The sequence below is a fragment of the Streptomyces sp. CC53 genome, from assembly GCF_001865245.1.
In the GTDB taxonomy this organism is placed as follows: Bacteria; Actinomycetota; Actinomycetes; order Streptomycetales; family Streptomycetaceae; genus Streptomyces.
This window is the reverse complement of the sequence record NZ_MKXB01000141.1, coordinates 58672-73231: the sequence shown is the minus strand read 5'-3', so window position 1 is coordinate 73231 and position 14560 is coordinate 58672. Positions and strand designations below refer to the sequence as shown.

Sequence of the window (14560 nt, the reverse complement as noted above, 5' to 3'; positions counted from 1 at the left end):
GCGCGGACAAGCACCGCAGCCCGGGCGCGCCGCAGACGCCCCCGAACCCGGGGCCGCCGCTGCCGAGCCCGCCCCCGCAGCCGACACCGGGCCGCCCTCCGGTGTAGCAGACCGCCCCGGCCGTCACAGTCCCCCGGCCGGGGCCCTACCGCACCGGATCCGCGAGGGGCGCACCGACGGCCTGGGAGATCTGGAGGAGGAGGCCCAGCCGCGGGTCGCTGACGCCGTACTCGATCCGGTGGATCGTGCGGTGGTCGACGCCGCAGAGCTCCGCAAGGCGCATCTGCGTGACATTCGCATGGCGCCGGGCCCGCCTGATGCGCGTGCCGATGACCTGGCGGCGGGTGAGAACCCAGAGGGCGGCGAATCGACTGGCACCCGACACACGCTCTGACGATCATGAGCAAGTGTCCTCACCTGGCCGAACAAATCGGATGATCATGCTGTACAGGGCTCGCGTGCCACCGGTTCGGTGGCTCGGCGTCCGAGACCCGTGCGGCGCTTGAGCGGTCGACCGGCGTACACATCTCCGCCGCGTTGACCGACGATGCCCCAGCGGTGCTGGGGCGGTCTCCTGTGTATGCGCAAGACCTGCGACACCCGCTTCAGGAGGACGGCCCCGCCGCGGCGCGGCTCACGGCGCGGGCGCCCCATCCGGCGGGGCGACCCCGTCGCGGCACGGCCGCTGCGCGGGTGTCACGTCCAGTCGCGTGCGGAGCGCCCCCGCTTGGTCTGCGCCCGCTGCTTCTTCTCCCGCAGCCGCCGCTCGTTGATGCCCTTCGGGATCCGCGTCGGCTTGCGCGGCTTCGGCGGCGGTGCCGTCGCCTCCGCCAGCAGGGACGCCAGCCGGACCGCCGCGGTCTCGCGGTTGCGCCACTGCGAGCGGTGCTCGGAGGCCCGCACGGTGACCACCCCGCCGGCCAGCCGCCCGCCGAGCCGCTCCAGCGCCCGCTGCTTCCACACCGGGGGCAGCGCCTCCGTGCGGGCCAGGTCGAAGCGCAGCTCCACCTGCGAGTCGCTGGTGTTGACGTGCTGCCCGCCGGGCCCGGACGACCGGGAGAAACGCCACATCAGCTCGGACTCCGGGAGGACGACCGAGCCACGGATGGGGTAAGGACCGGGCATGCCTCCCATAGTCGCGTGCCGGGCGTGATCGCGTCATCCTGTTTTCACGCCGGACCGCACCGCCGCCCAGGCCGGTCGCGACCCGGTACGCACTCCGCCGGCGGCCGGTTCCGGCCGGGGGCGCACCCCGCTGGAACCACCCCGGCACCGATGACGTTAAGTGCAGTGACGCACTCACGTGACTGAAAGGGACTCCCGATGGCTGTAAGCCTGTCCAAGGGCGGCAACGTCTCGCTGACCAAGGAGGCCCCGGGCCTGACCGCCGTCACGGTCGGCCTCGGCTGGGACGTCCGGACCACCACCGGCACGGACTTCGACCTGGACGCCTCCGCGATCGGCGTCGACCCGTCCGGCCGGGTCGCCTCCGAAGCGCACTTCGTGTTCTTCAACAACAAGTCCACCCCGGACGGCACCATCGTCCACACCGGTGACAACCGCACCGGCGAGGGCGGCGGCGACGACGAGCAGATCAACGTCAACCTGGCGGGCCTGCCCGCCAACGTCGACAAGATCGTCTTCCCGGTCTCCATCTACGACGCGGTCTCCCGCAGCCAGAACTTCGGCCAGGTCCGCAACGCCTACATCCGCGTCGTCAACCAGAACGGCGGCGGCGAGATCGCCCGCTACGACCTCAGCGAGGACGCCGCCACCGAGACCGCCATGGTCTTCGGCGAGCTGTACCGGAACGGCGCCGAGTGGAAGTTCCGCGCCGTCGGCCAGGGCTACGCCTCCGGCCTGGAGGGCATCGCCCGCGACTTCGGCGTGAACGTCTGACCCTCGCCCCCAGCGGTGTGGCCCCGGCGGCGATCAGCGCGCCGGGGCCCTACTGTGGCCGCATGATCGTGGAACCGCTGGAGCTCGGCGACGAGGCCGCCCTGCCCGGGCCGCTGCTCACCGAGCTGACCGCGCTGTACGCGTCGAACCGGGAGTTCCAGCAGCTCAGCGGGGAGTTCCCGGATCCGGCCGACATCACGCCCGAGCAGGTCGCCGCCTCCCTCGCGGAGGAGTTGGCGCAGCCGGGCGCGGAGGTGCTGCTGGCCCGTTCGGAGGGCCGCGTCATCGGCATCGCCGTGACGCTCGCCCACCACCCGGGTCCCGACGACCCGGACCCGTGGATCGGCCTGCTGATGGTGCACGCCCGGGACCACCGCATGGGCTTCGGCCGGGAGCTCGCGGAGATCGTCGAGAAGCGGTTCCGCGGCCTGGGCCGCACCGGCGTCAAGCTGGCCGTCCTGGACAACAACACCCGGGCGCTGACCTTCTGGCGGGCCCTCGGCTACCGCGAGACCGACCGCCGCGAGGACCGGAAGTCGGGCCGGGACTGCGTCGTGATGCGCAAGGCGCTGTAGGCGCATCCGGCGGGACACGCGGGACGCCGGCGGCGCACCCGGTGGCGGGTGCGCGGGCCGGGTGCCGGACGCCCCGGCCTGCCGGCGGCCGGCTCAGGGGCGGGGCGGCTTCTCCTCGCCGTACAGCCACGTGTCCCACAGCGGCGTCAGGTCCCGCCCGGACCGCGCCTCGGCGTACCGCGTGAAGTCGTCCGTCGACGCGTTGCCGTGCCGGTGCTCCGCCGCCCAGCCCTTCAGGATCGTGAAGAAGACCTCGTCGCCGACGCTTTCGCGCAGCTTCTGCAGGACCATCGCGCCGCGGCCGTACACGGGCGCGCCCGAGATGTGCTCGGGCCCCGGCGGCTCGGCCGGGGGGAACGCCCAGTTGGCGTCGTCCGCGAAGGCCGCTTCGTGGGCCTGCCGCGCGGGCGTGCCCGAGAGGTCTTCCGCGTACAGCCACTCCGCGTAGGTCGCGAACCCCTCGTTGAGCCACATGTCCCGCCACGTCTCCGGTGACACGGAGTCGCCGTACCACTGGTGGGCCAGTTCGTGGACGAGGACCGGCTCGGTGAACGCGTCCTCGGGGAAGACCGGCCGGGTCTGGGTCTCCAGGGCGTAGCCGATGTCCTCCGCCCGCTCGACGATCACCCCGGTCGAGGAGAACGGGTACGGCCCGAAGCGCCGCTCGCCCCACGTGACGGCGTCCGGCAGGCGCTCGAGGACCCGCCCGGTGTCGCCGCGGCGGGCGACCGCGGAGTCCACCGCGGTGAGGACGGGCAGGCCCGACGCGGTGCGGGACGTCTCGACCTCGTAAGCGCCGACGGCCAGTACCGCGAGGTAGCTCGCCATCGGCTCGGCGGTCCGCCACGTGGTGGTGGTGGCGCCGTCGGCGGCGGTGCGGGTGCCGGTGATCTCACCGTTGGAGACGGCCCGGACGCCCTTGGGGACGGTGATCCGCACCTCGTAGGCGGCCTTGTCGGAGGGGTGGTGGTTGCCGGGGAACCACGCTATGGACCCGGTGGGCTGGCCGACGGCCAGGGCCCCGTCCGCGGTCGGCAGCCAGCCCTCCTGCGAGCCGTCCGGGTCGGTGACCGTGCGGGGCGTGCCGGAGTAGCGGATCACGGTGCGGAAGGTGTCGCCCTCGCCGATGTCGCCGCGGGGCCGCAGCGTGACCTCGTGCCCGGCGCGGCGCACGGAGGCCCGCTCGCCGTCGACGGTGGCGCCGTGCACGGTGAGCCCCGCGAGGTCCAGGTTGAAGGCGCTGAGGTCCTTGGTGGCGCGGGCGGTGATCTCCGCGGTGCCGTCCAGGTGCCGGGTGCGCGGGTCGTACGCCAGGGTGAGGGCGTAGTGGCCGACGTCGTAGCCGCCGTTGCCGAGCCTCGGGAAGTACGGGTCGCGCAGGCCCGCCGCGCCGGGCTCGCCCCGCACCCCGCCGGTGCAGCCGGCGAGCGCCGCCCCCAGGAGGAGCAGGGCGGCGGCGCCCGCGGCGGCGGGGCGCCTGCCGGCGGGGGTGCGGGGCCGGGTCCGGTACACCCGGCGATGGTAAGCGGAACCGGTCAGCCTGCGAGGGCGGCGGCGCCCGCCCGGGCGTACTTCTCGTCGAGGTCGCCGCCGGGCGCCCCCGCCACGCCGATGCCCGCGACGGGGGCGCCGGAGGCGGTGACGGGCACGCCGCCGCCGAGGAAGAGGGTGCCCGGGATGTCCTTCAGGTTCGGCGCCGACTCCAGGCGCTCGGCCAGTGCGGACGTGGGCGCGTTCCACGACACGGCCGTGAACGCCTTGCGCTGCGCCGACTCGTACGACTGCGGGCCCGCGCCGTCGCCGCGCAGCACGACGACCGTGTTGCCGTTGCGGTCCACGACGGCGACGGTGACGCGCCGGCCTTCCTCGGCCGCGGCCTTGAGGGCGGCCCGGGCGGCCCGGGTGGCGGCGTCGACGGTGAGGTGGGTGGTGCGGGTGAGGTGGTCGCGGTCGGTCACGGGCGCGGTGGTCGCGTGCTTGGCGGCGGGCTCGGCGGCGTTGGCGGAGAGGGCGCCGACGGTGCCGGCGGCGAGGACACGGGCGCGCGGGGAGGTCTTCTTCTGCTGCTCGGGCATGGCTGGCTCCTTGGGGTGTCGTGGTCCGGCCCGGCCCCGCCGGGGGCGGGCGCCGGGCCGTGCGTCCGGTGGTGCGACGGGTCCGCAGCCCGGCCGCACGGCGGGGTGGCCGTGCGGCCCGGCTGCCGGGTCCGCCGCCGTGCGTCAGGCCGTACGCCGGGGCGTACGTGAGGCCGTGCGGCGGCCGGCGGCGCCGTAGCCGCTGGGCGCGGGCCAGATCCGCCGCGTCTCGCCGCACTTCTCGATCCTGCGGCCCGAGGTGGTGCTGATGGACCTCCAACTGGGCCCGGGCATGGACGGGGTGGAGGCGACCCGGCGCATCACGCAGGCGTCGTACGCGCGGGTGCTGGTCCTCACCACGTACGACACGGACGCCGACATCACGCGGGCGATCGACGCGGGCGCGACGGGCTACCTGCTGAAGGCGGAGCGCCCGGAGGAGCTGTTCGCGGCGATCCGCGCCGCCGCCGAGGGCCGTACCGCCCTGTCGGCCCCGGTGGCGGGCCGCGTCATGAACCGGGTGCGGGGGGCGGCGGCGCCCGCGCTGACGGCCCGCGAACGGGACATCCTGGGCCAGCTGGCCCGCGGCCTCGGCAACCGCGACATCGCCCGCGCGCTCTTCATCAGCGAGGCCACGGTGAAGACGCACCTGGGCCGCATCTACGCGAAGCTCGGCGTGGAGACCCGCGCGGGGGCGGTGGCCCAGGCGAAGGAACAGCGCCTCCTGCCCTGAGCGCTCCGTTCCGTGCTCCGCCCGCCCCACGCCGCTGAACGGCCCACGCCGTGAAACGGCCCACGCCCCGACTCCGCCCTCCCTGGCCCGGCGACCCGCAGTGGCCGCACCACGCGCCGACGCTCCCCGCGCGCGACGCCCGCCTGCCCCGCCGTCCGCACCCCCTGCTCCCGGGCCCGGGCCGGGGTCCGGCCGCCTGCGGACTCCGCTCGACCGGCTGCGCGGGCCTCCCCGCGGACGGGGCGCCGGCCGCCCGAGCCCGCTCGCAGCGGCATCCGCCCGTGCCGGCCCGTCCGAGAGGGCGGGCCGTCGTCCCGAGCCGCCCGCGCCACGCCGTCCCCGCCCGGGCTCGCCCCCGTCATCCCCGCCGGGCCCCGCCCGGCGTACAGCCGCCGGGGGTCCCGCGTGCCGAAGCGCGGGCTCCGGGCTCCGCTGGGTGGTCCCCGCCCGTGGGCGGGCCCGCGGCCATGACACCATCGCCTACGTGCTCGACATCGGCTACTCGCTCTCCCGCCGCTTCCCCGACCCGCCGCAGACGGACTACCGGCGGGCGGACGTCCACGCGCTGCGGCACGACCTGTTCTGCGGGGACGTGTACCTGGCCGACACGGAGGCGGACCGGGAGGTGTCCACAGCCTGGGGGTGGGTGCCGGTCCTGGACTTCGCGTGGGCGCTGTGCGACATCGTCGAGCAGCTCGACCGCGACCCCCTCGGCAGCCGCGCCGCCCGGCCGCGCCGCGCCGAGCTGGACTTCACGGAGTCCGCGGACCGGATGCTGTTCGAGCGGCGCTTCGGCTGGGTGGACGTCGAAGCCGACTGGATGCCGGGAGACGAGCCCCCGCTCACCTTCAGCCACACCGAACTGCGCCGCGAGGCACGGGACTTCCTCCACGACCTGATCGCGGACCTCACCGACATGCACGAGGACCTCGCCGACAACCCGGCCGTCTGGGACCTCCAGGCGCGCTTCCCCCGCGTGCCGTAACGCGCCGCGCGCCGGGCCAGTAGCATCGGGCCCGTCCGAACGATCGTCGGCGAGCGGTCCCCCGGGACCGCACGGGGAGGGGACCCGGTTGATCAGGCAGCGGATACTCGTGACGGGGGGCACCGGCTTCGTCGGGGCCCATGTGGTCGACCGGCTCGGCACCGACGTCGACGTGCGGATCCTGACGCACCGCCGGGAGCTTCCCGCCCGGTGGTCCGGCAGGACGGTGCGGGCCGTGCGGGGCGATCTGGCCGACCCGGGCTCCCTGCGGGGCGTCTGCGAGGGCGTCGACACCGTCCTCCACCTCGCGGCCCGCATCGGCGGCGACGAGGAGAGCTGCCGCGCCGTCAACACCGAGGGCACGCGGGCCCTTCTCGCGGAGGCGGCACGAGCCGGCGTCGACCGCATCGTCCAACTGGGCACCGCGGCCGTGTACCGGGACGTCCCCCACCGCGGCGAGGCGGAGGGGTGCCTGGCCGAGGAGCCGGTGTCGCCGACGAGCGTGACCCGGCTGGCCGGGGAGCGGCTGGTGCTCGCGGCCGGCGGCACGGTGCTGCGCCCGCACCTGGTGTACGGGGCGGGCGACACCTGGGTCGTACCGGCCCTGGTACGGATGCTCACCGCGGTGCCGCACTGGGTGGACGGCGGTCGGGCGCGCATCTCCCTGGTCTCCGCCGACGCGTTGGCCGGTGCGCTCGCCCACCTCGCGGTAGGAGCGCCGTCCCGGCGGCTTCCCGGCGGGGTGCTGCACGCGAGCCATCCGGAGCCCGTGACCTCGCGGGAGCTCCTCACCGCGGTGTGCCGTGCGCTGGACCTGCCGGAGCCCGTGGGCGAGGTGACGCGGCAGGAGGCCGAGGAACGGCTGGCGGCGGCCGGCATTCCCCAGGGTCGGAGGATGGTGTCCCTGCTGGCGACGGACCACTGGTACGACAGCAGTCGCCTGTGGTCCATGGTGCCGGCGGGGCCCGGTCCCGCGTTCCGTGACGCCTTCCCCGCGTACGCCGACTGGTACGCGCAGGAGCACGCCCGGCGCAGCGCGGGGGCCGACGCACGCTAGGCGCCCCGGACGGCCGCCCCGTCACCCGCCGTGCCCCCACGAAGGACGCAGGCGGGCGGCAGCACGCGGCGGGACCGCCGCCGCGGAACGCCGGCCGTGCGGGAGCCCGCCGGCGGCGGCCCCTGCCGACGGGTGTCCGTGCCGGGGCCCTGTACGAAGGAGCCGCCCCGGGCCGGGCGCCCCTTGCCGTCCGAGGACGGGGAGCCCGCCGTGCGCACGGGGCACCCCGGTCACCGGCGGACCACCGCGCCCCGGACCCCGCACTCGGGAGGCGAGGCGGCCCCGGCAGCGCGCACGGCGCCACCGCGCCCGACTGGCCCCCCACTCGCCCGTACCTGCCACGTACGGCACCCATCGCCCCCGGCATCGAGACGCCCACGCCGAGCGGACCCCACCCGGGGACCCCCGGGCCCCAAGCCCCGGACCGGACGCCCCGCAGACCCGCAGACCCGCAGACCCGCAGACGATCGAAACTGTTCATGAACCGATCCCGAAGGGCACATGACACGAGCACGATCTGTCCCCGCTCGATCACGGACAGCGCCTCCATCACTTGACGTAGACGACCATACTCACCCCCCTTACTAAACCGCGCTCCTGGTTTGTTACCCACTCTCGCTCCGCGCAGGGAACGAAGCATTCCGTCACTGACCGCAGTCAATCGATCACGCCTCACGCACAAACTGCCGCATCTCCCGGCACGCAGTGGGCAGTTACACCTGCTTGTCACGCTTTTGGGAACGCAAAACCGTTCGTTCATCCGACGGAAAGGCGCCGCTCGGGGCTCGCTCTTAAGGCACGACAAAATACCGGCGCGTCTGTATCTTTGGCCGCGGAGCGACAAGAAGTGGCTCTCAATCAAGGGGGAGACGCATGCTCGACTTGGTGTACACGGAGCGCACGGGCGGCACCGCGGTGGCCACGGTGCCCGCGCCCAGACCCTTCCGCCCCATGTCCGCGGCGATGTGCCACCGGGTGCGCGAGGAAGACGCGTTCCCGATCGCCTGGACCGCCCTCGACGCGAACCAGTTCCTCGTCAGGGCGTGCTGGCCGGCTGATCATCCGTTCTTCGCCCCCGTCCAGGGAGGCATCCACGACCCGATGCTGATTGCGGAAACGATGCGGCAGGCGTCGATGGCCGTCATCCACGCGGCGTACGACGTACCGCTGGACCACCACTTCCTGCTCACCGACCTCGACTACACCTGCCACCCCGAGGGCCTCGGTGTCAGCGACCGTGACAACACGGTGGACGTCCGCATCACGTTCTCGCAGCTCAAGTACCGGGGCGGCCGCGTCTCGCAGATGCGCGTGGACACCGTCTTCGAGCGGGACGGCCGTCCGGTGGCCACCAGCGGCGGCGACGTCCGCCTCACCAGCAGGGCCGCCTACCACCGGCTGCGCGGCGACCGCTCGGTGCCGGTGCTCGCCGTTCCGGTCGAGCCGCCGGTCGACCCGCACCTCGTGGGCCGCCCGCACGTCGACCACGTCCTGCTCTCACCGACGGCCGAGGAGCCGGGCGAGTGGAACCTCCGGGTGGACACCCGCCACCCCACGCTGTTCCAGCGGCCCAACGACCACATCCCCGGCATGCTGCTCTTCGAGGCCGCCCGCCAGGCCGCGTACGCCGCGACGGCGCCGACCTCGTTCCTGCCCGTGCACGGCAGCATCTCGTTCCACCGCTACGCCGAGTTCGGCATACCCTGCCGGATCGCGACCCGCGTCATCCCGCCGCTCGCCCCCGGCACCCGGGCGGTAGTGAGCGTCACCGGTCACCAGGACGGCGACCCCGTCTTCCAGTGCACGTTCCTGACGCCCCAGCGCATGGCGCTCTGACCCACCCGCCGCGCACCACCCCGCCACCCCCCACACCCCCCACACCCCCCGCCCGCACGCCCCGCGCCACGCCGCGGTACGGCCCGGGCAGCGGGACGCACCGCGTGCGCAGCGGCGATCAGCCCCCGTACGGACGGGCGGCCCGGCCCTCCCGCAGGGTGACCCCCCACCAGGCCAGCTGGTCCAGCATGACCCCGGCGGCCTTCGCCGGCCCCTCGGCGTCGTGCGGACGGCCGTCCTCGTCGAACTTCTCCCACGCCATGTGGAAGCTGACCGTGTCGCGCAGGGTCACGGCGTGCAGCTCAGCGAAGACCTGCCGCAGCTGCTCGACGGCCCGCTGGCCGCCGGCCATCCCGCCGTACGACACGAAGCCGACGGGCTTGGCCCGCCATTCGCCGTAGACGTAGTCGATGGCGAGCTTCAGGGAGGCCGGATAGCCGTGGTTGTACTCGGGCGTGATCACCACGAAGCCGTCGAGGCCGGCGATCCGCTCGGCGAGGCGCGGCGCGCTGCCGGAGGCCCCGGCCTCCTCCAGGGTGAGCTTCAGCTCCTCGACGAGGGCCGGCTCGGTCAGGTCGATGACGTGCACCTCCATGTCGTCCCGCTTGCCGACCTCGGAGACGAACCACCGCGCGACCGTGTCGGCGAACCGTCCGGTGCGCACGCTGCCGACGATGACACCGATCTTGAGGGGTGACTCGGACATGGTGATCCTCGATTCGTGGAGTTGAGTAAGGAAGAAGAGGAAGGAGACGGTGCGGAGGAGCAGACCCGCGCCGCACCGGGCCGACGTGCAGCACGAGGGGAGCGCCCGCGGCGCACCGGGCGAGCTACCGCGCGCAGCCAGGGGGCCACGGGCCCGCCGCGGGAACGACCGCACAGGGCGCGGCGGCCCGGTCAGGCCGCACCCGTCCCCGGCGGGGGCGACTGCGGCCGAGCCGCGCCGGACACCCGGCGGTGACGGCCCCCGGCGCCGCGGCTCCGTGCCGCGCCGCGCCGCTGCCGAGCCGGGGCGCCTCGTCCGCGGAGAACACGTCGGCCCGCATCGCCGCACCCCTCCGATTCCGCCACTTTGGCTCCGCCCACGCGGTTGCGGGGCGACACGGAGAACGTATGACCTCAAGCCGAGTTGAGGTCAAGGTCGGCCGGAAAACGGACCGTCGGGATGTTTCCCCTCTCCCCGCGGCGGAGCTCAGCGGGCGAGGCGCCCGCCGTCCACGGCGACCGTGGTGCCGGTCAGATAGGAGGCGCGGTCGCTGCACAGCCACGCCGCGGTCTCGGCGATCTCCTCGCTCTCCGCGAGGCGGCCCAGCATCGCCTTGCCCGCCATCGCGTTCTCCCTGGCCGGGTGGTCCTCCGCCAGCCAGCCGGTGAGCATCTCGGTGCGGGTGGCGCCCGTGGCCAGGGCGTTGACCCGTATGCCGGCCGAGCCGTACTCGTTGGCCGCCGCCTTCGTCAGGCCGATGACCGCGTGCTTCGCCGCGATGTACGGCGAGCCGGCCGCGGTGGCGACCAGCCCGGCGGTGCTGCTGTTGTTGACGATCGCGCCGGCGCCCCCCTCCAGCATCGCGGCGAGCTCGGCGCGCATGCAGTTCCACACGCCACGGACGTTCACCTCCATCACCTCGTCGAAGACGGCGTCGTCCATGAGGTGCATGGGTCCCGGCAGGGCGGCGACACCGGCGTTGTTGAACGCCGCGTCCAGCCGCCCGTACGCGGCAACCGCCGCGGCCACCGCGCGGTCGGCGTCCGCCCGCCGCGCGACGTCCCCGACGACGTACTGCGCCCGACTCCCCCGAGCCGTCAACTCGTCCACCAGAGAGGCGAGTCCGGCTTCCCTGCGAGCGACGAGCGTCACCGCGGCGCCCTCGCGGCAGAACACCCGTGCCGCGGCAGCCCCGATCCCCCGCCCCGCCCCCGTGACCAGTACCGACTTCCCTGCGAGCAAGCTGCTACCGGCGATCATGCGACGGACGGTACCAGCCTCGTCTGATCAAACCGGACACGCGGTACTACTGCCCTCAACAAATCGCCTCGCCGCCCGCGCGCCCCGCCCTGACCAGTAGGTTCTCCGCCAGACGCGCACCGTGCGGGCCGCCCGCCCCGGTGACGGAGCTGACAAAAATACGGACTCCCTGGTTGAATTCCAGGTACATGGCTGATGCAGTGGACCGCTCGGCCATAGGACACCTGGCAACCGGAGGCACCGTGGCACAGCAGGAACGGGCAGTCCGCACCCGTCGCACGATCCTTGAGGCGGCGGCGGCCGTGTTCGACGAGCGGGGGTACGAGGCCGCGACGATCGCGGACATCCTCACCCGCGCCGGGGTCACGAAGGGCGCCCTGTACTTCCACTTCCCCTCCAAGCAGCTCCTCGCGCAGGGCGTCATCGACGAGCAGTTCGCGGAGGGAGGGGTGCCGTCCAGGGACATCAAACTCCAGGAGATCTTCGACATGTCGATGGTCCTGGCGTACCGCATGCGCCGGGAGCCGATGCTCAGCGCCGGAGCCCGGCTGTCCCTCGGTCCCGCGACGAACAAGACCTTCCACGGCGGCTCCCTGCCCGGCTGGATAGACCTCACCCGGGAGCTGCTGGACCGGGCCAAGGACCAGGGCGAGCTGCTGCCGCACGTGGAGACCGCCTCGGCCGCCTGGACCCTCACCGCCGCCTGGACGGGCGCCCAGTCGGTGTCCGAAACCCTGACGGACCGCGAGGACTTCGAGGACCGCGTCGCCGACCTGTACGGCTACATCTACCCGAGCATCGCCACCCCCGCCGTCCTGGCCCGCCTGGACATGGCGCCGGACCGGGGGGCACGCGTCATAGAGGAGATGAACGCGGACGCCGAGGCCGACGACCGGGCCTCCGCGTCCGAGAGCATCCCCGCCTGACCTCCGCGGGAGCGCCACCCGTCACACCACCGCACCACCAGACCGCACACCCCCCACCCGCCCCGGCCGGGGCCGCACCCCCGGCCCCCGAGCATCCCCACGCCCGCCTGGTCGACCGCGGGCGCCACAGCCTCGGGCCGGGCCGTTCACCCACCTCGCAGCAGCGCGCGCGGCGCGGCGCCCGGAGCGGGCTTCGCCCCCGTCCCGGTGCCCCCGTGAGCAGCGGGCGCCCCGCTGAGACCGCCACGCCGGGCCCGGACCCCGGGAAGGCGGAGGCCGCCACCCGGCCACACGCACCGCACGCCGGCACCGGGCGCCGCACACGGCGGCACCGCGGACCGCAGCCGGCAGGCGCGCCGGCCGCCCCCGGCGGCCGGGCGACCCGACCCGGCTCCGGCGCGCCCGACGAAGACGGCCGGCCCGGCCCTCCGGTGCGCCTTCCAGGACCGGGCGGACCCGCCCCCGCCGCACGCCTCCCCGGCCCGCGCCCACCGCCCCGCCCGCAGCCGGCCGCCGCCACACCGCGGCACACCCGCCCGGTGAGGCCCCGGCCTATTCCCCGCCCAGCGCGGCCAGGGCACCGTCCGTCAGCCGGTGCACCGTCCACTCGTCCATCGCCACCGCGCCGAGCGACCTGTAGAAGCCGATCGCGGGCTCGTTCCAGTCCAGGACGGACCACTCCAGCCGCTCGTAGCCGCGCTCCACGCAGATCCGGGCCAACTCCCGCAGCAGCGCCCTGCCGTGGCCGCCGCCGCGGGCCTCCGGGCGGACGTACAGGTCCTCCAGGTAGATGCCGTGCACCCCGCGCCACGTCGAGAAGTTCAGGAACCACAGCGCGAACCCGACGACCTCGCCGCTCTCGTCCTGCGCCACGTGCGCGAACGCGGCGGGCCGCTCCCCGAAGAGCGCCTCCCTCAGCTGCTCCTCGGTCGCCCGCGCCTCCTCCAGGGCCTTCTCGTACAGGGCGAGCTCACGGACCATGGCGTGGATGAGCGGGACGTCGGCGGACACGGCAGTACGAATCATGCCCGCAGCCTGCCGCCCCGGCCCCTCCGCCGTCCACCCGGTTCGCCCCTCCCCACGGCCCCGCCCGTCCAGTAACGTCCCCCGCCATGAACACGATCAACGGCGGCATCTCGTTCTGGTACGCGCAGGAGGGCACTCCGGCGCCGCGTGAGCCGCTGCCCGGGGACACCGCCGCCGACGTCTGCATCGTGGGAGGCGGCTACACGGGGCTGTGGACGGCCTACTACCTGAAGAAGGCCGTACCGTTCCTCGACATCGTCGTCCTGGAGGCCCGCTTCTGCGGGTACGGCGCCTCCGGGCGCAACGGCGGCTGGCTCTACAACGGCATCGCCGGCCGCGACCGGTACGCGCGGCTGCACGGCCACGACGCCGCCGTACGGCTCCAGCGGGCCATGAACGACACCGTCTCCGAGGTCGTCGAGGTCGCCGCGCGGGAGGGCATCGACGCGGACGTCCACCGGGGCGGCGTGCTGGAGGTCGCCCGCACCCCCGCCCAACTGGCCCGCCTCAAGCGCTTCCACGCCGCCGAGCTGGCCTTCGGAGAACAGGACCGCGAGCTGTACGGGGCCCGGGAGACCGCCGCGCGCCTGAAGGTCAGCGGCGCCGTCGGCTCGTCGTGGACCCCGCACGGAGCCCGCATCCAGCCGGCCAGGCTCGCCGTGGGCCTCGCCGCCACCGTCGAGTCCCTGGGCGTGACGATCCACGAGAACACCCCGGTCACCGAGATCAGGCCGAAGCACGCGGTCACCCCGTACGGCACCGTCCGCGCCCCGTACGTGCTGCGCTGCACCGAGGGCTTCACGGCCTCCCTCAAGGGGCGGCGCCGCACCTGGCTCCCCATGAACTCCTCCATGATCGTGACGGCTCCGGTCCCGGCCGAGGTCTGGGCCGAGCTGGGCTGGGAAGGCCGCGAGACCCTCGGCGACACCGCCCACGCCTACATGTACGCCCAGCGCACCGCGGACGACCGGATCGCGCTCGGCGGGCGCGGCACCCCGTACCGCTACGGCTCCCGCACCGACAACGACGGCCGCACCCGGCCCGCGACCGTCCGGGAGCTCCACGGCATCCTGGTCGACTTCTTCCCCCGGCTCGCGGGCGTGGAGATCGCCCACGCCTGGTCCGGCGTCCTCGGGGTCCCCCGCGACTGGTGCGCCACCGTCACCCTGGACCGCACCACCGGCCTCGGCTGGGCCGGCGGCTACGTCGGTTCCGGCGTGGCCACCGCGAACCTCGCCGCACGCACCCTGCGCGACCTCGTCCGGCAGGACTCCGGCCAGTCCGGCCCCACCGAGCTGACCACGCTGCCGTGGGTCGGGCACCGGGTCCGCACCTGGGAGCCCGAGCCGCTGCGCTGGCTCGGTGTGCACGCCCTGTACGCGGCGTACCGGCACGCCGACCGCCGGGAGGCCGCCACGCACAGCACGGACACCCTGCGCCTCGCCCGCCTCGCCGACCGCGTCTCCGGCCGCCACTGACGGC

General features: G+C 74.5%; 14 protein-coding genes and 1 pseudogene. 8 read left to right on the top strand and 7 right to left on the bottom strand.

The genetic code is table 11. The features are described 5' to 3' along the window. Positions 1 to 145: 145 nt before the first annotated feature. Both BJP40_RS36300 and arfB read right to left on the bottom strand, forming a co-directional pair. A complete protein-coding gene (locus tag BJP40_RS36300) occupies positions 146 to 385 on the bottom strand; it encodes a helix-turn-helix domain-containing protein (RefSeq protein WP_371258637.1) in 240 nt (79 codons plus the stop codon). A gap of 311 nt (positions 386 to 696) precedes the next feature. Next, positions 697 to 1134 (bottom strand): alternative ribosome rescue aminoacyl-tRNA hydrolase ArfB, encoded by a 438-nt coding sequence (arfB, locus tag BJP40_RS13710; protein ID WP_071280602.1) that lies wholly within the window; start codon positions 1132 to 1134, stop codon positions 697 to 699. A 189-nt stretch (positions 1135 to 1323) separates the two neighbouring features. On the opposite strand from arfB, the gene BJP40_RS13705 reads away from it, so the two are divergent. Together BJP40_RS13705 and BJP40_RS13700 are read left to right on the top strand one after the other, a co-directional pair. Beyond that, positions 1324 to 1899, top strand: a complete 576-nt coding sequence (locus BJP40_RS13705) for a TerD family protein (RefSeq protein WP_071280601.1) — start codon at positions 1324 to 1326, stop codon at positions 1897 to 1899. Positions 1900 to 1961: 62 nt separating this feature from the next. Next, positions 1962 to 2474 (top strand): GNAT family N-acetyltransferase, encoded by a 513-nt coding sequence (locus tag BJP40_RS13700; RefSeq protein ID WP_071280600.1) that lies wholly within the window; start codon positions 1962 to 1964, stop codon positions 2472 to 2474. 93 nt (positions 2475 to 2567) lie between these two features. On the opposite strand, the gene BJP40_RS13695 is transcribed toward BJP40_RS13700, so the two are convergent. Both BJP40_RS13695 and BJP40_RS13690 read right to left on the bottom strand, forming a co-directional pair. Further along, positions 2568 to 3986, bottom strand: a complete 1419-nt coding sequence (locus tag BJP40_RS13695; RefSeq protein ID WP_071280599.1) for a M1 family metallopeptidase — start codon at positions 3984 to 3986, stop codon at positions 2568 to 2570. 23 nt (positions 3987 to 4009) lie between these two features. Then, positions 4010 to 4549: a heme-binding protein gene (locus tag BJP40_RS13690; protein WP_071280598.1), complete on the bottom strand. Its 540-nt coding sequence runs from the start codon at positions 4547 to 4549 to the stop codon at positions 4010 to 4012. A gap of 247 nt (positions 4550 to 4796) precedes the next feature. Here BJP40_RS13690 and BJP40_RS13685 point away from each other — a divergent pair. The 4 genes and pseudogenes from BJP40_RS13685 to BJP40_RS13670 all read left to right on the top strand — a co-directional run. Then, positions 4797 to 5282: pseudogene (locus tag BJP40_RS13685) on the top strand (LuxR C-terminal-related transcriptional regulator); the annotation flags it as partial. Between the two features lie 484 nt (positions 5283 to 5766). Beyond that, complete coding sequence (locus tag BJP40_RS13680; RefSeq protein WP_071280635.1) at positions 5767 to 6267, top strand: hypothetical protein; 501 nt, start codon at positions 5767 to 5769, stop codon at positions 6265 to 6267. 109 nt (positions 6268 to 6376) lie between these two features. After that, entirely contained in the window at positions 6377 to 7324 is a 948-nt protein-coding gene (locus BJP40_RS13675; protein WP_079171158.1) for an NAD(P)-dependent oxidoreductase, read from the top strand. 873 nt (positions 7325 to 8197) lie between these two features. Continuing rightward, entirely contained in the window at positions 8198 to 9160 is a 963-nt protein-coding gene (locus BJP40_RS13670; protein WP_226962594.1) for a ScbA/BarX family gamma-butyrolactone biosynthesis protein, read from the top strand. A gap of 118 nt (positions 9161 to 9278) precedes the next feature. Here the strand turns inward: BJP40_RS13670 and BJP40_RS13665 are convergent, their stop codons facing one another. Beyond that, positions 9279 to 9866, bottom strand: a complete 588-nt coding sequence (locus BJP40_RS13665; RefSeq protein ID WP_071280596.1) for an NADPH-dependent FMN reductase — start codon at positions 9864 to 9866, stop codon at positions 9279 to 9281. Between the two features lie 486 nt (positions 9867 to 10352). Beyond that, positions 10353 to 11126, bottom strand: a complete 774-nt coding sequence (locus BJP40_RS13660) for an SDR family NAD(P)-dependent oxidoreductase (RefSeq protein ID WP_071280595.1) — start codon at positions 11124 to 11126, stop codon at positions 10353 to 10355. Positions 11127 to 11314: 188 nt separating this feature from the next. On the opposite strand from BJP40_RS13660, the gene BJP40_RS13655 reads away from it, so the two are divergent. Further along, the gene (locus tag BJP40_RS13655; protein ID WP_236244100.1) at positions 11315 to 12052 is read left to right on the top strand and encodes a ScbR family autoregulator-binding transcription factor; all 738 of its coding nucleotides are present in this window, start codon (positions 11315 to 11317) and stop codon (positions 12050 to 12052) included. A 552-nt stretch (positions 12053 to 12604) separates the two neighbouring features. On the opposite strand, the gene BJP40_RS13650 is transcribed toward BJP40_RS13655, so the two are convergent. After that, positions 12605 to 13078 carry a GNAT family N-acetyltransferase gene (locus BJP40_RS13650; RefSeq protein WP_071280594.1) on the bottom strand — a complete coding sequence of 158 codons (474 nt, stop codon included), beginning with the start codon at positions 13076 to 13078 and terminating at the stop codon, positions 12605 to 12607. 86 nt (positions 13079 to 13164) lie between these two features. Here BJP40_RS13650 and BJP40_RS13645 point away from each other — a divergent pair, with 86 nt between their 5' ends. After that, positions 13165 to 14556, top strand: coding sequence for an FAD-binding oxidoreductase (locus tag BJP40_RS13645; protein ID WP_071280593.1), 1392 nt, complete (start codon positions 13165 to 13167; stop codon positions 14554 to 14556). Positions 14557 to 14560 lie beyond the last annotated feature (4 nt).